Annotated in this window: 15 protein-coding genes; 7 read left to right on the top strand and 8 right to left on the bottom strand. The window is 43.0% G+C overall.

Translation table 11 applies throughout. The features are described 5' to 3' along the window. Positions 1 to 126: 126 nt before the first annotated feature. Complete coding sequence (locus SD427_RS07105; protein ID WP_320560579.1) at positions 127 to 3,219, bottom strand: hypothetical protein; 3,093 nt, start codon at positions 3,217 to 3,219, stop codon at positions 127 to 129. 289 nt (positions 3,220 to 3,508) lie between these two features. Here SD427_RS07105 and SD427_RS07100 point away from each other — a divergent pair, with 289 nt between their 5' ends. From SD427_RS07100 to SD427_RS07080, 5 genes are all read left to right on the top strand, one after another. After that, complete coding sequence (locus SD427_RS07100) at positions 3,509 to 4,648, top strand: DUF3800 domain-containing protein (RefSeq protein WP_320560578.1); 1,140 nt, start codon at positions 3,509 to 3,511, stop codon at positions 4,646 to 4,648. Between the two features lie 510 nt (positions 4,649 to 5,158). Beyond that, the gene (locus SD427_RS07095) at positions 5,159 to 7,339 is read left to right on the top strand and encodes a TonB-dependent siderophore receptor (RefSeq protein ID WP_320560577.1); all 2,181 of its coding nucleotides are present in this window, start codon (positions 5,159 to 5,161) and stop codon (positions 7,337 to 7,339) included. A gap of 14 nt (positions 7,340 to 7,353) precedes the next feature. Continuing rightward, a complete protein-coding gene (locus tag SD427_RS07090) occupies positions 7,354 to 7,974 on the top strand; it encodes a hypothetical protein (RefSeq protein WP_320560576.1) in 621 nt (206 codons plus the stop codon). A 77-nt stretch (positions 7,975 to 8,051) separates the two neighbouring features. Then, on the top strand, positions 8,052 to 9,254 hold the full coding sequence (locus SD427_RS07085; RefSeq protein ID WP_320560575.1) for a PepSY-associated TM helix domain-containing protein: 1,203 nt from the start codon (positions 8,052 to 8,054) through the stop codon (positions 9,252 to 9,254). 224 nt (positions 9,255 to 9,478) lie between these two features. Beyond that, a complete protein-coding gene (locus tag SD427_RS07080) occupies positions 9,479 to 10,291 on the top strand; it encodes a hypothetical protein (protein WP_320560574.1) in 813 nt (270 codons plus the stop codon). Positions 10,292 to 10,430: 139 nt separating this feature from the next. Here SD427_RS07080 and SD427_RS07075 read toward each other — a convergent pair whose 3' ends face one another. From SD427_RS07075 to SD427_RS07045, 7 genes are all read right to left on the bottom strand, one after another. After that, on the bottom strand, positions 10,431 to 11,552 hold the full coding sequence (locus SD427_RS07075; RefSeq protein WP_320560573.1) for a 1-acyl-sn-glycerol-3-phosphate acyltransferase: 1,122 nt from the start codon (positions 11,550 to 11,552) through the stop codon (positions 10,431 to 10,433). 286 nt (positions 11,553 to 11,838) lie between these two features. Next, the gene (locus SD427_RS07070) at positions 11,839 to 12,219 is read right to left on the bottom strand and encodes a hypothetical protein (protein ID WP_320560572.1); all 381 of its coding nucleotides are present in this window, start codon (positions 12,217 to 12,219) and stop codon (positions 11,839 to 11,841) included. A gap of 54 nt (positions 12,220 to 12,273) precedes the next feature. Next, complete coding sequence (locus SD427_RS07065; RefSeq protein ID WP_320560571.1) at positions 12,274 to 12,705, bottom strand: hypothetical protein; 432 nt, start codon at positions 12,703 to 12,705, stop codon at positions 12,274 to 12,276. Positions 12,706 to 13,129: 424 nt separating this feature from the next. After that, complete coding sequence (locus SD427_RS07060) at positions 13,130 to 15,622, bottom strand: PAS domain-containing protein (protein ID WP_320560570.1); 2,493 nt, start codon at positions 15,620 to 15,622, stop codon at positions 13,130 to 13,132. Positions 15,623 to 15,654: 32 nt separating this feature from the next. Next, a complete protein-coding gene (locus SD427_RS07055; RefSeq protein ID WP_320560569.1) occupies positions 15,655 to 16,014 on the bottom strand; it encodes a response regulator in 360 nt (119 codons plus the stop codon). A 163-nt stretch (positions 16,015 to 16,177) separates the two neighbouring features. Then, positions 16,178 to 16,600: an ATP-binding protein gene (locus SD427_RS07050; protein WP_320560568.1), complete on the bottom strand. Its 423-nt coding sequence runs from the start codon at positions 16,598 to 16,600 to the stop codon at positions 16,178 to 16,180. Between the two features lie 60 nt (positions 16,601 to 16,660). Continuing rightward, positions 16,661 to 17,221 carry a PAS domain-containing protein gene (locus tag SD427_RS07045; protein ID WP_320560567.1) on the bottom strand — a complete coding sequence of 187 codons (561 nt, stop codon included), beginning with the start codon at positions 17,219 to 17,221 and terminating at the stop codon, positions 16,661 to 16,663. Positions 17,222 to 17,747: 526 nt separating this feature from the next. Between SD427_RS07045 and SD427_RS07040 the strand changes: the two genes are divergently transcribed. Next, positions 17,748 to 18,986 (top strand): exonuclease SbcCD subunit D C-terminal domain-containing protein, encoded by a 1,239-nt coding sequence (locus SD427_RS07040; protein WP_320560566.1) that lies wholly within the window; start codon positions 17,748 to 17,750, stop codon positions 18,984 to 18,986. 6 nt (positions 18,987 to 18,992) lie between these two features. Continuing rightward, on the top strand, positions 18,993 to 22,727 hold the full coding sequence (locus SD427_RS07035; RefSeq protein ID WP_320560565.1) for an SbcC/MukB-like Walker B domain-containing protein: 3,735 nt from the start codon (positions 18,993 to 18,995) through the stop codon (positions 22,725 to 22,727). Positions 22,728 to 22,923 lie beyond the last annotated feature (196 nt).

Raw genomic sequence — 22,923 nt, 5'->3', positions numbered from 1 at the left:
ATACGTTCTGAAAAAACAAGTGCAGGCATTTCTGCCATACGGCAGTTTTATTTTTAATGGTATGATACACCGTCCTTGGATCTTTATATCTTGATCAGATCAGGACAGTGTATTGATAAAATTTCTCTATTCTTTTATATCCTCCATTTTCAGGTATAAATTTTCCAGCTTAATCAATGGTTTAGGTTCATCAGTCAGGCTTGAAAAAAGCGTCAGATTAAAGTTCAGCAGGGCATCTGTTGTATCCGGAGTATTCAGATCCAGCCAGTCTTTGATTCCGGAAATCCAGTTTAAAAGCATACTTTCCAATGCTTTATCAGGATTATTGCCTAAATGCATTGAATACAGCGGCATTGCTATTACAGGTAACTTAGTCCGGATGTCAGAAGGAGTAACGGGATAATCATAGGTTACTTCCACAGCGCAGTTCAACACAGACTGCCCATTCTTTTGTAAAAGCAGGGCAAACAAATGATTCAGGTGCATCAGTAAGGTGCCTTTAACCGTTTTACCTGAATTGACGGAAGCAATATCAACGGCATCATTATTTAAAAAACCAGGATAATAGTCCTGAAACATAACTTCCTGTGTTGTATAGACCAAATCCGGATTCACAGGCCGGCCGGGGATAAGTTCTGCGTTCCTTTCCGAAAATACGGATGCCGATACCTCCTGATGGGCCAGAATATTCAACTCTTTTAACACAACTGTTCTCTCCGGAATGGTTTGTCCGATATCGGCAGGCAGCGGCTGACCGTCTTTTGTAAAATAACAGCAGAAATCTCCGTCTTTATCGTTTTTAATTGTGTAAGGCTCGGTCTGGTATCCTCTGATCAGCATTTCCGGATTCCCGATCACCTCTTTTGATTCTTCTGAAATACTGACCGTGATGATAAGTACATTTTCAATGCGTTCTACCGTTTCACAGCTTTCCTTCACTGTAAAACGGTGGGAAGAATCTGTGCGGGACTGCATATTGCCGGACGCAAAACAGGCATCAGGTTCCCGGCCCGCAAAGCCGGTGATGATATTCTGTGCCATGTCTGTAAAGGCTGTCAACGCAGCTTTTGCAGCAGCAATGGCCTCGCTGCCACTCTGATCATCAATATGGGGAATTTCCTCCAATGCACCGGCCATATCCGGCATTACAGTAATGAACTGGGCGATATTTGTAAAAGCATCAGCAGGTTCTCCCTTGAACAGGTCTCTTTTATCTGCAGCCCGGTTAAAATCCACAGCAAAGTACAGGACATCCTGAAGATAATGGCATTCCTGGCTATAAGTAAATTCATAATTCCAGGCCATCAGATCCGGAGGAAACCGGTCTGTTTCAGATCTGATAAGCTGTCCCGATTGCCCTGACAGGAATGGAGCAGCAGGAAGCTCATTGAGGGGCAGCGGAAGCATAACTGCTTTTTCATGCAGTTTTCTCACGGACAACAGGGCATTGTCTTTACTGATAAATTCAAACCGTGAAGAATCATTCAGGTCTTCATTGCCGGACATTACAACGGAAGATACTGTATAAGACAGATCCAAAGGCAGTACCGGGACTACCCGACCATGTTTATCTTTTATAAGGTCAGGAGAAGATATAAGAACATTAAAGGCGGCGGTTTCATCCGGTTTCAGTGACAGCCTTCCTGCTGTAAATTCAGTATCGGATATCTCAGGCTCTGTATCCGGTATTGCATTGCGGATGATGTTCCCGTAAAGATAAGCAGAAGCCTGTGTATTGTTGCCGTAAACACGGGTATGAAACTGCAGTGCTGATTTGAGATCACCGGCATTTGAAAGTTTTACCGTTAATGCCTGCCTGAAATCTTCCTGTACTTCCTGAACCTCTGCTTTCATCTGGTCTTTAAAAACCGGGACCATTAGTTTTTTAAATACATCGGCAAGGCTTTCTTTCTGGCTTTCCAATTTTTTCAGGAGGCTGGTTTCATCTGTATTTTTATCATCTAATATCTTAATGGCGGAGGAATAATCCGGTCCGAGCAGGGTATCAAAATGCTCAAAAAAATGCCGGTACCATACATTCACATCCACACTGCTGAAACTGATCAAAGAAGGTTTGGTGCGGTCTATTCCTTTAACAGCATCAAAAGGATAGACACGCACATCGGTTCTGCTGATCAGACGGCTGGATATTAATTTCGGAGCAAACGCTACCGGCTCCTGCTGTATATTGATCTGGTAACCGATCCCCGGAGCTGAAACCCCTTCTGTATCAGGCCGTAATACACATACCTCAGGATGTCCGGATCCGGCTTCTTGGGATTTATGTTTGCCTGTATTTAATGCCATTTTTAAATTATCCGCCGAAAAAGCTTCTTCAAATTCACGTACAAATTTAGAATAACTTCCATCTTCATCCGGAAGGCAGGATAAGGTCATGATCGCTGTTTCTGATAGATGGGTTTCCTGAGTTTCGGCATCTTTCTGACTTTCATCGCTGCACTTAACCGACAAGCTGACTGTAAGCATGAAGAGCGTATCTTTCCGGAGGGTGAGCGGATCAACAGAGAAACTCAATTTCTGGGTGAGCACAGAAGGTATAATTCCCGGGTTACCTTCTGAACGTTCTTTTATCATCTCATAAATCCCATTCAGCCAGTTATTTACCAACTGACCGGTTTGTTCTTTGCTCAGGATGAAGCTTTCTGTGGGAACCAGGTTTGTATTGACGGTTACCTGCCTATCTTTGTTTTCTTTAAAACAAAATGTCTTTTCATACCATTCTTTATCTGCAAGTGCTTTTGCCATTAATGAAGAAGTTCCTGCGACAGCCGGGTCTGTTGATACCGTTGCAAAGCCGGAATAAGTTTCTTTAAGATCGGTGCCGGCAATGTTATTGACTTTCAATATGATCGGTACTTCAGGAATTGTATCTACCGTAATATCTACTGAACTTTTGTTTTCATTAAGGGTAATGCCTGTTATCTTCATCCCATCGTTAATGATGTAATTGGCCGGATCAGCAGCGGATGCATCATTCAGTTCATTGCTATAAAAAGCGGTGAGTACTTTATTATCCGGGTTGGTTATCTTAACATTCAACAGTCCGTTATATATCTGGCAATTCACGCTGAAAAGCAGTTTCATGACAGGTGCACTATCAGTTTTAATAATCTGCCAGTGAGCGGCTGCACCGGGCCAGCCGTTCACCTCTATAAGTAAATCTGTATTGTTGGTTTCTGTTTTTGTAAAAGGCATCATGTCAATTGGGATTTTGAGATTATACTGTTTGATTTCAGCACTTTCCGGATTATTTAAGTTGTGTCCGTCTTGTGAAAGTGCATATGATGAAATGAAGCAAATAAATGATTAGTTTAAAGTATGCATTTAGCATAACAGGATTCAAATATATAAAAATATTTGTTCCACAATACAGAAGCAATCATGGGATGCAAAATATATTTAATATCACGCTCATCTCCAAAAATTCCTGAGTATGAACATTATTCCGTAACTTTACCTGTCAACACCCTTTAGTCCACAGCCGCTTATGATTCCAGCCAGAATTTTTATAGACGAATTCGGTAATGCACATCCTGACCTATCCAAAAAAGGAGCATTTTCCCATTTCATATACACCTCTGTTATTATAAAAGATCCCGATACGGAAAAAGCAAGGAAGATCCTGAATGAAATCGCCGTTAAGCATAAGCTGGGTAATGATATGCTGTCCCGGAATATCAAAAATAAAAACTTTAAGAAGAGGAAGGAAATACTGCTTGAGCTTATTGAAAAGCTGGACTTCGTGGTGGATGTAATGGTAGTGGATAAATCCAGGCTGTCCGGGGACGTCCTGAAGATCAAAAAGACTTTTTATAAGTATTTCCAGTCGCTGTTTGTGGAAAAGTATAACCACATTTATGAAAGCTATGCGATCCATGCCGGCGAGGTAGATGGGGAATTCAAACAGGAACTGCAGGACTATGTACGGAAGAAAAGCATCAGCCGCGACCTGTTCCATCCGGACCGGAATTTTGAAATGTCTGACAATCCGGATGAAAAGCTGATCAGGATTGCTGATTTTATATCGGGATGCCTGGGGAGGGTATTCTGTACCAGCCATTTTGACCAGCAGTATATTGAGCTGTTCAACCTCCTGCACGCCAGAACTTCCATTGCCTACTTCCCTTTCCAGAGTTACATCACCAAAGAAATTGAGAACAAGCCTGAACTGGATAAGCAGATCATGAAAATGAACTATCAGCTGATTGAAAAATTCTTTGATTCTACTAAGGTGCAGAAAACCAAGGAAAAAGCCAGGCTCCTGGAATACCTGAGGTTCCAGTCTGAACTGAACCCGGACCGGCTGGTTTCAACTGCAGAACTGCTGATCTACCTGAATAATTTCTTTCCCAACATCAGGAATGAGCGGATCCGGATATTGATCCGGGATTTACGGTATGAAGGCCTGTTTATCGTGAGCCATTCCGGAAAGCCGGGCTATAAGCTGGCCACCAAATACTCTGATGTTTCGGAACACTTCAACCATTTTTTAAAGTATGTGGTCCCGATGCTCCAGAAAGTGAAAATCCTGAATGAAACGCTTTCCCAGCATTCATTCAACGACATCAACCCGATTGAGAAAGATCCCAATATGCAGAAACTTAAAGAACTGATTGCCGGAATTTAAATATTGCTTTTTGACCTTACGGCTCAATCACAAACAGTCACTTAGAAGTTATAAGCCTTAAAAGAATTAATTACACATTTAATCTGCACAATGTGTACATTGGGCACCAGCTGCAGTTATCAATATGAAATCTCAAATCTTTTCTCAGGCACTGACAGAGAAAATCATGAAAACACCTTCAAAATAAATAACTTCTCCCGGCATCGTATCAGCATTCCTTCAACCGCATCGAGCCGGGTAATAAAGATCCTGATATACAGAAGATTAAATAACTGACTGCCCATATCCAATAAGTGTTTCTGAACCTGCTGCCCAGACTGCAGGAACCGGTTATTTTAAAAGGGCATAAAAAAATGATAAGGCACTTCCTGTTTTTAATAAATCAATCTGCTGAATCCGGACTTAATTTTTAAACCCACGTATTATATCACCGAATGATCTGACAAATATCATGTAATAAAAGTTTATTTAGAATAAATAAAAATAATACTTTTGATGCAAATCTATGCAATGAGAAGAACTGTAGTTATGTGTTCGGTTGTCTTGGGGGCAGGAATTGCCCACGCGCAGCAGAAAAATGATACGATCAAAAAGGAACTGAAAATTGAAGAAGTTGAGCTTTTCGGGGAGAAAAACAAACAGCCGGAAGGCCTTGAAGTAATCACAAGGCTGCCGCTTAAGCCCAGGGACCAGATTCAGAGTATTTCTGTAGTTTCACATAAGGTAATAGAGCAGCTTGGAGGGCTTACCGTGACGGATGTTGCCAAAAATATTCCCGGGGTAACCCAGTTCGGAAGCTACGGCGGAACAAGGGAAAGTATGTCAATCCGTGGTTATCGCGGGGTTCCTGTGCTTAAAAACGGAGTTATGATGGATTCTGATTTCCGTACCGGATCGATGCTTACAGATATGCAGGGCGTTGAAAGTATTCAGGTAATTAAAGGTTCTGCTGCTGTTACCCAGGGTATTGGAGACGGATTGGGATCTGCAGGCGGAGTGATTAATATTGTGACAAAAGTGCCAAAATTCATCAATCATACCAATGTCGGTTTCCGATACGGAAGCTGGGACTTTTACAGGCCAACCCTGGATTTCCAGAGGGTTTTAGATCATCAGGGAAGAATTGCTGTCCGCCTGAATGCAGCTTACCAAGACAGCAACAGTTTCAGGAGATTTGTTAATACAGACCGTATTTACGTAAACCCGTCCGTGGCAATCCGCCCGGATGACAAAACGGAAATCGTGGTGGAAATGGATTACCTGAAGAATAATACGACACCGGACCGTGGAACCGTAAATTTAGCAAATGGGGATACAGAAGCACTCTATGAAATGCCTGACAGAAAATTTCTCGGTTTTGCAACTGATAATGCTAAAACAGAAACATTTAATTTCTCAACAACAGCAATTCGGAAGCTTACAGATAAGCTGAAATTAAGAGCGGCTTTTATCAGTTCTTCCTATCAGTTGGAAAACACAGGGGCAGCTCTTGCTAAACCAAACAATGCAGGCTGGGAAATCAGAAACAGAACCCTGGGCAGGTCAGACCGTGAAGATCTGAATAAGGTTTTCCAGTTTGATTTTATTGGTGCAGATGTGAATACCGGTTTTATGAAGCACACTTTTCAAGTAGGTTTTGACTGGAAGGAATCTAATGTTACCACCACTTCTTACCAGGCCAAGAATATTGACCAGATCAATGTCCTTAATGATATTAATAATTTTTTACCTCCGAACATTAATCCGGATGAATTCAGCCTTGCTGCCAATAACCCGATTGTCAATACCATTACCCCTACTTTCGGACTGATGGCTCAGGATGTTGTAACTTTCAATAAATATTTAAAAGCCCATTTGGGGATCAGATACAGCAGAATCAACGGTGTGACTGCGGAGACTGAAGTTGAAGCATGGAATCCGACATTAGGCTTGATGATTTCTCCTGTTGAAAACATGAATATTTTCGGGTCATTCACCACAACGACTTCTTTGCGTTCGGCCAATAACCCTTTATTCAATGGCGGAACAGTGGGTGCGTCAAAAACCACACAGTGGGAAGCCGGAATAAAATCCGACTGGTTAAATGAAAAATTACGATTCAATGTAACCCTGTTCGATATCAAAACCGATAACCTTTCTTATTCTGTACTTAATGATCAGGGTAACGCCACCGGTTTCTTCGGGCTTGCTGGTGAACTCAGAAGGAAAGGGGTTGAGGTTGAGCTGATTGGAAGAATCCTGCCCAATTTACAGATTATGACAGGCTGGGCCTATCTGGATGCCCAATACCAGGACAGCCCTGCTTACGTGAACGGATCAGCACTCATGAACGCCCCGAAACATACGGCAAACGGATGGCTGAATTATAAATTCAATACCGGTGCTTTAGACGGACTGGATATCGGAGCCGGAATTTATTACGTAGGAAAACGCCCTGTGGATGAGTATACCCAGAAAACAATCATAAGCGGGCATGCCAACAGCGTAACTCCGGGCACAAAGCCCTTCCTTATGCCTGAATATACCACCGTGGAGGCACAGGTAGGATACGCATTTAAAAACGGCCTTGGCGTAAGGGTATTCTTCAACAACATCTTTGATGCGGTAGGATACAGCTCTTATTTCAGGGGAGGCTTTATTGACCAGATCCAGCCGAGAAACTTCTCAGCACAAATCAATTATAAATTTTAAATCAATTAACAATTATGAAAAATATCAAAACGGTATTAACGGCATTCGTCCTGGGAGCATTTATTATTTCTTGCTCCGGCGAGAACAAGAAAAGAGGTACTGACTACTCAAAATTCAAGACAGAAGTAACTCTGACGCCTGAACAGGAGAAAAGCTATGATGAGATTACGGCAAGGTACCAGAAACAGTCTGAGCAGAACTTTGAAGCGGCAAAAGCGCAGGGCGGACAGATGGACCGTGTGGCTTTGGGAATCAAGAGTGAGGAACTGAAGGCACGGCAGGCAGAAGAAATGGCTAAAGTCCTTGATGCGGGACAGATGGAAAAGTTCAATAAGTTTGTTGATGAAAACTCCAGAAAAAGGCCAAGGTATGACAATCAGCTTTTAGGTAAAATCAAAACTGAATTACAGCTTTCTGAAGACCAGTTTGCCATGCTCAATGCGGCCAATGATGCTTTCGAAAAATCATTCAATGATGCGCATGATATCTACCACGGAAATAATGATCTGGCCAGAGAATACTGGGAAAAATTTGACAACCAGAGGAAAGAAGCCTTGAAAAAGGTTTTTACGCCGGAACAGTATACCAAATTCCTGGCTATTGTAAAGGACCAGCAGTTCAAAGGCAGAAAATAAGATTCATATTTAATTTTTACTATTTTGAGCATTAAAGCAGGCTTTTGTTTTGTTTTAATGCTTTTCCGTTTACCATCATGAAGAATTCCCGCTTACAAAAAACACTTGTCCGGAAAAGAAGAAAAAACGAATCTCTTTTTAAATATGCCATGGGGCTGCTCCACCTCTGGTTGGGCCTTCTTTCTGCTTTGGTGATTATGGTAGTTTGCTTATCGGGGTGCCTGTATGCTTTCAAAAACCAGTTTTCGGATGTGCTGAACCGTGACAAAGTTTTCGTAACGGAAAAGCCCAGATCCAGGAAAACACCTGCTCAGATCCGGGAGATCCTTCTCAGAGAAAAAAAAGAGCTGAAAAGCATCATGATCCCGGTGGATAAAGACCGGAGCTACGTGGTTTCCTATACCCGTGATAATGTTGATTCTGCAGGCTATTTCAATCCGTATTCCGGTAAAGATTTAGGAATGGCAGATGTGAACATGAACCGCTTTTTTGAAATCGTACTCGATCTTCACAGGAACCTGATGATGGGAAATGCGGGAAGGCAGATCAACGGTGCGGCAGTGCTCATGTTATGCCTATTGCTTTTTTCAGGGTTTGTCTTATGGGTTCCCAAAAAGGCCAGGCACCTGAAGCAATCTTTAACGGTAAAATTCAGCGGAAAATTTCAGCGCATTAATTACGACCTGCACAACACGATGGGGTTTTATGCTTTCCTGATGCTGTTTTTTATGGCTGTTACCGGTTTATACATTACCTATCCGTGGGTGAAAAATGCACTGATTGTTTCTTTGGGCGGAGAATCGATCTCAAATGTTTCAGCGGTCAGTTCAAAAGAAGAAAACAATGCTTTTGACCATATTTTTAATGATATGCTGAGCCGCCAGAAAGAAAAATCAGCCGTTCAGGAAAAACCGGTGTCCCTTCAGGAAATCCTGGTTTCGGCTGACAAAATCCTGCCTTATGAAGCCGTTACCACAATTGAGCTGCCCAATAAAGAAAATCCGCGGTTCGTCGTTACCAAAGTAAATACCGGTAACTGGCTCGGAGCCATGCTTCCGGACCAGATTACATTTGATAAAAAGGGTAAATTTAAATCCAAAGAACTGTTTTGGGAAAAGCCGCTCAGCAAACAGTTTACTTCATTGGCCAAACCGCTGCATACCGGGGAAATCCTGGGCCTTAAGAGCATTATTTTTTACTTTATCATCTGCTTCATCGGATTTTCGCTGCCGGTTACGGGATTTATTTTCTGGTTCAATAAATTCAGGAAAGCTAAATAATTGTTTTAAAACATCTTTAAGATGAGCACCCGAATGATATTGCTGCTTCCCTGATGTAATGGAATATTTTCTTTGGTTTAATTTCTCAAAATACCTTATTTTTAAATCAAATAAATCATTACATGATTAATCCCATAAGAAGTTTCTATGTGCAGGTTTTCCTAAGCATCATATGTGTTTTTATTTTTACTGATTCCTGCGCACAGCACCTTAAAATTTACCCTATGAAAAACGATATGCTTCCGAAAGAGATACACCTGCCTCCGCAAACCGTGAAGATCATTGACAGCATTTTTGTATTTGAAAACGGTATCCGGCAACTGGAAACCTTACAGGTATTTAACCTGAAAAACGGCATCCTGGTTTCCGGTCATACGGAATATTATGTAAAAGGCATCCTCAATTTTACGGCTGCTGACCGTTTTGACCACAACGGCAATAACATAGAGAGCAAGACTACGTTTCATTTGAAAAATTCAGTCCAGGTCTTCTCAAAAAAGCTGGATGACAAAGGCTGTATTATTCAGCTTACTACTACAGAAGACGGAAAAGAGAACATCATTTATTACAAAAATATATACAGACAGGATAGGCTGACTGAACAGTCCGTCATTTCAAAAAATACCGGCAGGGTAATAGAAAAAACAGCCTTTCAGTATGATGCGCACGGAAATCTGACTGAAGAAAAGGTTACAGATTTCCATCGGGAGGCAAAAAACCTGTACGGATACAATAAAGATAATCAGGTCACCCTGTACCAGCACATCCGGAATGGCGAGCTGAATGATAAAGTAATCTATCATTACCATGAAGGGCTTCTCCGCAAAACAGAGACATACGACTGGCTTTCCCCGAATCCAAGTATTGAAAACTACACCTATAATGAAGCGCGTCAGCTGGTTACGGTAAGGCAGGGAGCCTCAAACGACAAAACCGAATACAAAGATTTTGATGAGTTCAGCAACTGGCAGATCATGGAAATCTATGTGTACGGGGAACTGACGAGACTGACGAAGAGACAGTTTTTTATCCGCTGATACCAAAGCAAACAGCCGCACATTCAAAATTGTGCAGGAATTCAAGAACTTACCGTGCTTTCAATTTAAAAAGGATTTCCAATGGTTCTTTTTCAGAATAACCTATATTGATTCAGCAGATCTTCCGCTCCTCTCCTATTTATCCGCATTTGTTAGCCACAGGATTGGCATACATTTCCAGGAAGCTCTTCTTCAGATCGGCATCGGAACTGTCAATCCTCATTTCCAGGCGCCGTTCAAAAAGCTGTTTTTCTTCTTCTTTATAATGCTGGGAATACATGTTGGAGCCGTTCAGCAGATCAAAGGCAATATAATTGGTCGGCCAGAGCTTATAATTATCAATAATAGAGCGGTCTATCATTTTTGCAATCGCCTGAAGCTGCTTGTTCTTATTTTCGGTTACTGAGGCAATGTCATCAAATTCTTCTTCCAATATTTTTCCGGCGTGCAGATGGATGCGCTTCTTTTGTCCCAGTACCCCGCTCAGCATGGTTTTGAAATCTTCATCCTCGTCTTTGATGTATACTTCGTTTTTAGACTGTGCCATCACCTGCGGCATTTTAAGGGCATCTGTAGGATCATATTCATACGATATGGATAACGGAACGATCCTGAGCGATTTAAAAAACTCAGCCAGCGGGCGGCTTCCCGCTGCCATGGCAAGCATCTTCAGGACACCCTGCTGGGTAGCGTCGTTGCCGTCTTTTGTACGGCCTTCTCTCTGGGCAATCCAGACAGAACGGTTTTCAGACCGGAGCAAGCTGTAAATATACTCGGACATCAGCTTTGAGCTGCTCAGCTGCTCGCGGATGGACAATCCTCTCTGTACTAAAAAATTACGGTTTAATTTCGCCAATACGTGCAGAAATCTTTTCTGCACCAGGTTATCCCCGATTGCTGAAGAGGTCATAATCAGCCCTTTATCCAGCAGAACCAGATTCAGTAAAGAAGTATCCAGAACGATATCCCTGTGATTGGAAATGAACAGATAAGAAGTGTCTTTATCCAGGTCATCAAATCCGGAAGTCGTCAAACCCTCTGAACTCTGGATAAGAATCTGCCGTACGGTCTGTGAAATACACTGATGCTGAAAATCGCTTATGGATTGGGTATTTTTAAACCTGGCAAGCCAAAAATCTTCTTCACAATCCGGGAAAGTAAACTGCATTAAGGCATGCATCATAGGATGCCTGGCAATACTTTCCAAGGCACCGTTTACTTCATGATCATAAAAAGACCTGATCTCATCAAACTCCGACATATTTTTATCTAAAATTAAAGTTTTGCAAAAAAACAAAAATTTATTGAGTTAATGGCTTTGTAAGCTCCCTATTTGCAGAATTATCCAATTTAACCAGTATTTTTAAATGATGATGTGTGGAGATTCTGCGTGATATGTGGGTTTTGAATTGTTAAAATTATTTCAGATTACCGGTAAAATAAAAGAACGGCCGTAGACAAAGCCTATATTTTTAAAACTATCCGGCTCCTAAAGGTAATCATATGCTGATAATAGGAAAAAAAGCACCTCTGCCGGGTGCTTTTATCTATCTTTCAACCTGGAAAACAGCTTTTTTATCGACTGTTAAAATACCGGTTCTGTTGTTTTTTAACCTGAATGATGCCATATGATCATCAAACTTAAAAACCAGACTGTCTCTGCTGATTTTTCTCAGGTCCCTGACTTTACTCCTGTCAGAAATAATATCGTTCTGCTTAATCATAATGCTGTCGGCAGTAAAAATGATCCGGCTTTTTTGCTCAACTATTTTTTTCTTTATCATACTGTGTAAAGCAATCTCCTTGAGACCCACTTCTTCAATATTGTAAGAATCAATGACCTTCCAGTTTCCTAAGAATTCATTTTTCTGAGACTTGCTGAACGACAGGCATATCAATATTCCTGAAAATAAAAAGATATTTTTCATATGTTTGGTATTTAAATTAGCGGGAACTATCATTCCCGCTGATAATTATTCACTTTATTCTGGATTATTCCTGATCACATTTTCATTCAGTTGATACAGTAAAGTTTTAATATTGCTGTCAATGGCTACCTCCGTACCGGAATCTTCATCAGTTAAAGAACCGTCAATTGTATTTCTGATCGTCCCGTCCTTTAGTTCCTCTCTTACTACTTTACCCTGAAAATGATAGTGGTACCCGCCACCTGTCATATGGACATCGTAATGATTGATTTTGGGACCCGACCAGCTTATTGAAACATCCACCCAGCCATAGATATGCCACTGGGTACCATGGGTATCCGTTATGGTTTCATCGATTTTGATTCTTTTAAAAAGATGGATGGTTTGTGAATCTTCAACTTCAGAAACATCAGATTTAATTTCCGGTACGTTTGCACTGACCAATCCTGTAAAGCCGATCACAGCGGCTAAAAAACATTTTTTCATTGTAATTTAATTTTTGAGTATTATTTATTATTTCTGATTGCAATCAGTTACAATAATATTAACATTATTTAATTCACAATTACGGGATGCCCCATTTCAATATTTTTTCTTCGATTATTATTCAAGATAACTAATGGTTAAGCAATAACAAATATTAAATACCGTAAACTTAATTTTCTGCAAAGTCTGTTTATCTTTTCAGCCGATACAAATATATAATTATTGCTTCTGAAAACAATAAATAACCGAAAGAATAGCAATAAAATATTGTTTATAAATGATAAGGAAAATTTGTAAGAATACTGAAGTTGTATTGTCCGGAAGGCACAAAAGTTTCATCACATTAATTTAGACTCATCAAATCTGTATTGATGAGCATAAAGATATCTATCAATAACTTTCTGTATTGAACCTTAAATGCCTGTTAAGGTAAATTTTTATGCAAAGGCAAAGTAAACCAGAAAGTACTGCCTTTGCCCAGCTCGCTGTCTACACCTATTTCGCCCCGGTGCTTTCTGATGATTTCGGCACTGATGTAAAGCCCGAGCCCGAGCCCTGAATACTGCACGCCGGAGTAATCTGCCCGGTAATAGCGGTCAAAGAGGTGCGGTATTTTATCTGCAGGAATACCCGGCCCTGAGTCTTTCACGGAAATTTTTGCACGGTCTCCCAGATCTTCAACAATCAGATAAATCTCACGCTGATCAGGTGCATATTTAACGGCATTATTTACGAGATTTACCACTACCTGATCAATCCGTACCTCATCCGCTTCAATCATCAGACCTTTTATGCCCTGCAAAATAAGTTCGTGCTTTTCGCGGATCCGGATGTGGGTACAGCATTCATCCAGCATTTCAAACACATTGAACCGGCGGTAATTAAGATGAAGCTGCCCTTCATTGGTGCGGGTGGTATTAAGCAGGTCGTCAATTAATCCCGTGATCTTGAGTACGCTTGCATTAGACTGGTCTACCAGCCGTGGCACCATAGGATGCACCATGTTATCCCGGTAGCGGCTCAGGAGCTGAAGGGATGCTTTTAAAGCAGTAACCGGTGTTTTCAGTTCATGGCTGGCAATACTTAAAAAATCATCTTTGCGCTGCTCTTCCAGCTTCCTCTGGGTAATATCCTGCACGGTTCCTGAAAAATTAGCCTTGCTGAAGACATCTTCATTATAAAGTTTTCCGGTTGAGCGTACCCAGCGGATGTTGCCGTCCCTGTATCCCTTTATCGAATATTCCATGTCAAAACTGGCACCTGTTGTAATGGCGGCATCCAGCCCGGCAATGACTTCATCCTTGTATTCGGGGATAATCTGACTGAATACTTCCTGTAAAGACATTTCTTCGTCAGAATAAAACCCGAATATTTCCTTTAAGCGTGAAGATGCGGTGAGTATCCTGCTTTCTGCATCAATAAACCAGGTGCCCAGTTCAGAAGAATCAATGGCCAGCCTCAGCTTTGCCTCTGCTTCTTCAATGATATGCCTTGAACGGACTTTTTCCGTAACGTCCAAAACAGTTGCCAAAACAGCGGTTATCCGGCCGGCAAAGTCCGTAAGAGGCTGATAAAAGTAATCTACGTATAAAATCCTGTCTTCGCCGTTAAACTTATTTCTAAATACGACTTTCTGCTCGCGTTTCTGGAGTGATAATCCTGTTTCCAGCACATGTTTCCATAGGCCTGGGAACACCTGGTTTTTAAGTTCGGGGAATACTTCCAGCATCGGTCTTCCCAAAACCTCATCTGCAGTACGTTGCCAGAAGGTAAGCAATGCCTGGTTCGTCGTGGAAATAATCTGATCCGGGCCTGTGAGCACCACTACCGGTGCAGGAAGATCACTGAGGATTTTATTTAACCGGTTCTCACTGGTTTTCAGATCAAGGTTAGACGTCAGCAGGAGTTCCTGTGATTTGCTTAATTCCTCATTTATCGCAAGCAGTTCTTCGTTTAGAGATTGTATTTTATTCCTTGCTATCACCTGCTCAGAAACCACGCTTGCCGTCAGCATGATGCTGTTGACTGCTCCGGCTTCATCCTTCAGGGGCTGGTACACAAAATTACAGTAGACTTCATCCAGCTTTCCGTTCCGTTCCAGCATAGCTTTTATTTCATAGCCGTAAAATGCTTTTCCGGTGATATACACCTCATCTAAAATCTGCAGGAATTCCTGGCCCACCAGCTCCGGGACGGCTATATGCAGCGGCAGCCCTATTACATGATCCGGCTTGCCCCATACTTCAAGTACTTTTTTGTTGGCGGATTCAATAATGAGTTCCCTCCCGTGAAAAACAGCTATGGCAACCGGTGCATCAGATAAAAGGAAGCGCAGGCGGCTTTCTGAACGGGACAGTTCTGCCGTACGCTGGACCACCCGGGCTTCAAGCTCCTGATTCAGAATGCTGAGGCTCGTTTTGGTCACCTGGAGCTCTTCATTGGCTGCCGCAAGTTCTTCATTCAGCCGCTGTTCTCTTTCAAGGAGTTCCTGTCGTTCCCTTGCCTCTTCCAGTTCCTTCCGGTCACGCACTTTCTGGGTCACATCCTTCGCCGTATGATAAATGGCGTATACCTTTCCGTTTTCATCTTTTACCGCGAGATAAGAATAATCGAAATAATACTGCTGCAGCCGTCCGTCTACAAACAGTTCAGCAGGTATTGCCTTCCCCACATTATCCACACCGGTATTCCATACTTCCTTCAACATGGCGACAAATGGCTGGTTTGAGATTTCAGGCAGGGCTTCAGACAGTGTAAGCCCGACTACAGACCCGGTTCTTCCCCATGCACCCATCATGGCAGGATTTGCAAATTCTATTAATATCTCTTCTCCGGTATACACTGCAACAGCATGTTCAGTACGAAGGCAAAGGATAGTTAAAAGATCTGTTTTCTCCAGTCGGGTTGGGCTGCGCATTTCGATAGGTTATGGTAGGTTGTATTGATTTTTTAATTCTGGATATGAATACCGATTCTCCGGATAAGATCATCCATGTCAAATGGTTTCGAGATAAAATCATCGGCAAGGCAGATCTCTTTCATTTTCTGTATCCCGGCATTTGCCGTCATTATAATTATAGGAACATGTCTGGATAATCCGTTATTTTTAAGGCTGTTGCAGACTTCCAGGCCATTGCCGTCCGGCAGCATTACATCAAGCAGGCAGAGATCAGGGGCCATCTCTGTATATCCGGACATAAATCCGGATACGGTGGTAAAACCGTATACATTATAGTTCTGTTCTAAAATCATGTGGATGAGTTCCAGGATTTCTTCGCTGTCCTCAAGGACACATATATTTTTATTCATTCATTAATCTTCTGTAGCATTGATCTTCTCATTATTTTAACATTCGCTAAAATCCTCCCGTGCGTAAAGCTTTACCGCTTAAGATCCAGATACTTTAGGTATCATCTAATATAGTTTATATCAAAGGACTGAATTTCTTCTCGCTATTTGATAGATTTTGCATTCAGATTTCCTGATTTCTCAGTTTCAGATATACTTTAAATACTGATCCTTTATCTTCTTCGCTTTCCACTTCAATCCGGCCTCCGCTTGTTTCTATAATTTCCTTCACCAGATACAGCCCTATGCCGTTTCCTTCTCTCTGATTTGCAACCCGGTTGTATTTTTTAAAAATTTTATATTTCAGGGCAGATGGGATTCCTATCCCGTTATCCTCAACATCAATCACCATAAAACCGTTTTCCGCTTCTGCCGCAATTTTTATATCAGGCTTCCGGTCATCCGAACGGTATTTAATAGCATTATTCAACAGGTTGCATATGATGCTCCGCAGCTTGCGCCGGACAAATATTATTTCAGAAACCCGGATATCGTACGTGATTCTTGCTTCCGCTTCACTGATCTGCAGTACCAGGGCAAGCCTCACATCTTCTATAATATTCTGTAAATCAATCAGTTATTCCACAGGATTATATTTCTGACCCTGTCAGCGGGAGTCAATCAGTTCGTTAACAACTGACTTCATTTTAAGCAAACTCTGTTCCAGATTACCCACAAGCTGCGGAAATCTTACCATACCATGTTCAGGGAGCCTTTTCATCATTTCAATGTTCAGTCCGAGGCTGGTCAATGGTGTTTTAATATCATGGGCAATGGTATCAAGCAGCAGTTCATGTTCTGCCACCAGTTTTTCCTGTTCCGCAAGATCTTCTACCCGGGAGGTAATATCAATAAAAGTAATAATAACACCATTATTAAGCTGGTCTGTACGTGTGATATAAGGCAGGATATTCATCTGATACCACCGGCGGTCCGTGGCCTGGATTTCTTTTTCCAAGATTTCGCCGGTTTCAATAACATGTTTTATATTATCTGTAAACGTCGGAAACCTGAAATTTTCCGCCACATCGGCAAGCGCTCTCCCAATATCCCCTTCTTTCAGCCTGAACTGCTTCATAGCAGGCGGGGTAAACTTACGGAGTATCAGGGACCGGTCCACAAAGCTGTGGGATGATGGTATTTCGAAAATAATTTTCCAGTTCCTCATTCAGGTCTGTCAAAGTATTGATTTGTTTGTTCTTTGCTGTGCATACCGGAATGTAATTGTGACGGTGTTAATTAAGATTGGAAGTTACGAAAATGGTTTAAGACCATACAGAATTACAGAATTTTTATTAAATCTGATCATTGCCATCTTTTTGCATCAGTCAATATTTAATAATGCAGAAGTCCTGCAAAGGCCGGTCATATTTTTTATTTTACGGTTTTCCGTAAAGCAAACTTCACCTTGGGTTTTATCTTTACAGGGCATTAAAACAATCATCTGAACCTCATTAATAAAATTTTAATGAATCAGGCCTAATGGCTTGACCGGCTTTAAATTATTTGCTACTTTGCTGCCGGTTAATCTGCCCCGCCCGACTGTCCTGCCCTTCGGGATATCTTTTCTGAGCAGTTGAATCTGCTTCATCCCGGCGGCAGCCGGATTATCTGCATTGGGATTAACAAATGAATGAATAAATGATGAGGCATTGTCAATCAATGATAAAAATGCACTGCAAAAAGACTGAATTATGAAAATTCTCCATACTGCAGACTGGCACATCGGCCAGCTGTTTCACGAATACGACCGCAATGCCGAGCACCGGCAGTTTCTGGATTGGCTGGTGCTCACCATACAGGCAGAACAGATTGATGTCCTTCTGGTCAGCGGTGATGTTTTTGACATCTCAAATCCTTCGGCAGCATCAGTTAAGCTGTTTTACACCTTTCTTAACAGGGCCGCCGGAGCCAGGCAGGGTTTACAGATTGTGATTACCGCCGGCAACCATGATTCGGCATCCCGCCTGGAAGCTCCGATACCCCTTCTTGAATCATCGAACATTCACATTATCGGGACAATAGAAAAAAACGGAGAAGGAAAAATCAATTATGAAAAACTGGTAATTCCCTTGCATGACCCTTCAGGAAATATTAAAACATGGTGCCTTGCCATTCCTTTTTTACGAATGGGCGACTACCCGGTTATTCCCGATTGTGAAAACCCTTATGCTGCAGGTGTTGCGGCCCTGTACCAGGAGGCTTTTGATTATGCGGAACAAAAGAAACAGCAAGGACAAACCATCATTGCCATGGGGCACCTCCACACCCATCATGCTGAAGTAACAGACCTGGATAAGACTGAACGGCTGATTATGGGTGGCGTGGAATGCATCCCGGCTGCCGCTTTCCATCCGGATATCAGATACGTAGCTTTAGGCCATATCCATAAAGCACAGAGGATTGGCGGCAAAGAACATATCCGGTATTCAGGCAGCCCGCTGCCGATGTCATTCTCAGAGCTCAATTATAAACATCAGGTTATTGTTTTTGAACTGGATCAGGAAATAAGTCATTTGAAATCCATAGAAATCCCCCTTTTTGTTCCGCTTCAGCGCATATCCCCTGCTCCGCTTCCTTTGCATGAAATCCTTGCCTTGCTGGAACAGCTGCCTTCGGCCCGGGACAATCCGGAAGTGGCGCCATACCTGGAAGTTAAGGTACTGGTTGACGGCCCTGAACCGGCTTTGCGACATAAAATAGAAACAGCTTTAGCGGGAAAACATGTGAAACTAACTACAATCCATCAGATATATCCTGCTTCAGTAAAAAAAGTGCCGGAGCTGATTACTCAGGAACAGCTCAATGAGCTGCAGCCTTCTGATATTTTTGAAAAAGCCTATCAGTCCCGGTATAACAGTTCCATTCCTGATGGCCTGATGGAACTTTTCAGACAGGTGACACGGGAAATCAGTAACAACAATGCAGAATAGAATATAATGAAGATATTAGCCATACGGATTAAAAACCTGGCCTCTCTGGAAGGCCGGACCGAAATAGACTTTACCGCCGAGCCTTTATGCTCAGCCGGAATTTTTGCGATTACCGGTGCTACCGGCGCCGGGAAATCCACCATACTGGATGCGCTGTGCCTTGCTTTGTACGGAAAAACACCACGCTACCTTCAGGCCCGGGAAACAGGAATAGAAGTACGCGATGTGCAGGGAAGCACGCTCAGCCAGGGCGATGTCCGGAGTATTTTAAGGGACGGTACTGCTGAAGGATCTGCCGAAGTGGATTTCCGAGGTATCGACGGGCACAATTACCGTGCCGGCTGGAGTGTGAGGCGTGCCCGGAATAAAGCGGAAGGCAGTATGCAGTCTGACACGGTTACCCTGACCAATATTACTTTAAATACTGCAATTCCAGGTAAGAAACAGGAAACACTGAATGAAATTGCACGGCTGGTCGGGTTGAATTTCGATCAGTTTACCCGTTCCGTTTTGCTGGCACAGGGCGATTTTACGGCTTTTATGAAGGCCAGCAAAGATGAAAAGTCTTCTTTACTGGAAAAGCTGACGGGAACGTCCGTGTATTCTGAGATTTCAAAAAAGATTTATGAAAAATTCAAGTCTGAAGAACAGAAACTGCGTGACCTCCATCTCCGGAAAGAAGGAATCATCACCTTCAGTGAAGAGGAATTGACCGCTTTGCTGGATGAGCAGAACGTTTTGGAAACCAGCCTCAAAAGCTTGGAACAGCACCTGCACGACCTTGTAGCAGAAATAAGCTGGCATGAACAGATGGCCCAGATGCAAATTAAACAGGAAGAAGCCCGGGCTGCATTTCAGGAGGCTTCGGATGCAAAACTAAATGTTCTTGCGCGGAAACAGAAGCTATGGGCAGCCGAACAGGCACAGCAAACCCGGAGCTGGGCAGATGCGCTGAAAAATGCCACGCACCAGCATTCAGAAAAAACAGGAACCCTGAATGCGCTGAATGCAACGGCAGCAGCTCTTCAGGCAAACAAAGAACAGCTGGATGTCCGGCTGCTGGATTCGGATCATCATTTTAAAGAAAAAAACCGGGCCTTTCAGGATGCTTTACCGCTGCTGGAACAGGCCAGAAAACTGGATACCCTGTTGTCCGAGAAAAAGGAACAGCTTGATAAATCCGGTATTGAGGCAGAACAGGCTTCAGTAAAAAGCAGGGACCACCAGGCATTGCTGAATGAAAAACAGACTATATTCAATCAGCTTTCGGAAGAAATCAAAACCTTAACCGGCTGGAAAACAGAAAATGCAGACCGCAGCACGGTAGCGGAAAACAGGGAGGTCATCCTTTCTAAATTACAGGACGCACAGAAATTACTGGAAACCCTTCAGTTATCTGCTGATGAACTGGCATTGCTCAGCGGGAAAATTACGGAAGCAGAAATAAAAAAGGCAGACCTGGAGACGCTTGTCCGTACAAAGAAGCAGGAATGGGAAGAACTGAAAAAAAACCATGACAGCCGGGCTTCAGCATTGCTGATGATTCCTGCTGAAACCCTGGAACAGGAAAAAACGGAAACCGTCCGCCACATTGAAAATACCATCCAGGCCAAAGCCGACTGGGAACTGCTGCATACTTCCCGGGCTGAATACGAAACCTTAAACAGGAAACAGCTGAAAGACCGGATAGATTACCGGATGAAACAGGAAACCCTGGAACAGCTTGTCCTGCAGCTGGCCGCCGAAAAGATTCAGAAGGAAACCTCTGCCCGGATGCTGGAACAGGCCCGGCTGGCATCCGCTGAAAATATAGAAGCTTTACGGTCTGCTCTTACGGATGATGATCCGTGCCCGGTCTGCGGAAGCACGCATCATCCTTATGTAGTACAGAACCCACAGCTGGAAAATGTACTGTCCGCACTGGAAACGTTGTCTACGGAACATGAACGCATCTACATGGCCTCTTTCCGCCGGCATAACGCTTTGGAGCAGGAATGTGAAACGCTCGCTAAAACCATTCAGAATCAGGATACAGCCATCATCACCCTCCAGGCTGCACTGGAAAACAGGAAGCATGTCTGGGAGCAGTCTGATATGGCGGAAGAAAGCCGTGCTACCGCGGATGCTGAAAAGGCTATCTGGATTGAAAACCGGCTGAAGGAGCTGAAAGCCGGGCAGGCCGTCCTGCAGGCAAAGATCCAGGATTACAAAGACCGGAAACAACAGCTTGAGAAAGATAAAAACCTTATCGATCAGATGAAGGAAACCTCTGACCGCCTTACGGAACAGCTAAAAGATGCCGGAACAGCCATTGCCCTGTTTCAGGAACAGCGCAACAGCAAAACAAAGGAGAAAGATAAAGCATCTTCCGGGCTTCTGGAGGCTGAACAGTCGCTTTCTCTCTATTTTAATGCAACGGGCTGGATGGAAAGCTGGAAGGCTGCACCTGCTGCATTTACAGAACGTATAGAAAAATTTGCGGAAAAGTGGAAGAAAAATACAGAAAAGCTGGAGCAGTGCGGGAAGAATAAAGGCATCCTTGAGGCAACCATCAAAGAAATGGAAAGCCTTGCTCATACCCTTGCCGCAACGGTAACGGAAAAGACGGAAGCTTTTAAAGCACAGCAGCAGAATTACCTCCATCTTAAACAGCAGAGAGACGGGATTTTTGAAGGGCAGGCTGCGGAAGAGGCAGAAAGAAAACTGAAAACAGATGCATCAGATGCACAGGAACAGCTTGAATCACTGAAAACAAAACAGCAACAGCTGATTCTGGATCTTACCAAAGCAAATGTACAGCATGCGGAACTGAAAGGTGCTTTAACCGGACTAAAAGCGGATATGGAAACAGCTTCCGGAAAACTGCAGAACTGGATGGATGGGTATAATATAAAAAATCATGCAGCATTGAACATTCAGGAGCTGGATGAATTACTGGCCCTGACGCATGAATGGCTTGATGCCGAACGCTCAGCTATACAGGCGATTGAAGAAGAAGTAACCAAAGCCGGCTCCGTGCTGGCTGAAAGAAGACAGCTTTTACAAGATCATCAGCAGAAAGGAATTTCCGTACGCCCGCCTGATGAGCTTCATGCATTAAAGTCAATCACTGACACGGAAGCTGAATTTAAAAAGCAGAAAAAAGGGGAAATCAGTTTCCGCCTGCAGCAGGATGAGATGCATAGAAGCAGAATCGGTGACCTTCTGCAAAGCATCACGGAGCAGGCGGCCGTTACGGAAAACTGGGGAAGACTGAATGACATCATCGGGTCGGCAGACGGCAAAAAATTCCGCCAGATTGCCCAGGAATATACGCTGGATGTTCTGCTCGGCTATGCCAATGTCCATTTGAAAGCCCTTACCGGCAGGTACAGGATCGAACGTATTCCGGCGAGCCTAGGCCTGCAGGTTGTGGATCAGGACATGGGTGATGAGGTCCGCACGGTATACTCGCTTTCCGGCGGGGAATCTTTTCTGGTTTCCCTTGCCCTGGCTTTGGGCCTGGCCTCTTTATCATCCAGCCGGATGAAGGTGGAGTCTCTGTTTATTGACGAAGGTTTCGGATCACTTGATCCGGCTACGCTTAATATTGCCATGGATGCCCTGGAAAGGCTGCATAACCAGGGCCGGAAGGTCGGGGTCATTTCGCACGTCCAGGAAATGACGGAACGGATCCCGGTACAGATTAAAGTAAGCAAACAGCAAAGCGGAAAAAGTGTGGTAGAAGTAACCGGATATTAATTTATCCTGGTCCGGCATGAGAAAGAGATCAACCCAGAAAGTACCATCTTAATGATGATTTACCGGTTTTCCTTTTTTAAACAGCTGTTTTTTTACTAACTTTCACTCCCTGTTAAATACAGGTATATCATGAAATCATCCGTAAATGATCATGATGGCATCTGTTTAACGGTCATTAATGAAGCGTATCACCTTA

Origin of the sequence: Chryseobacterium sp. JJR-5R (assembly GCF_034047335.1) — a bacterium.
GTDB lineage: Bacteria > Bacteroidota > Bacteroidia > Flavobacteriales > Weeksellaceae > Chryseobacterium.
Note: the sequence above shows the minus strand (reverse complement) of the source record. Positions and strands in the feature narration are given on the sequence as shown.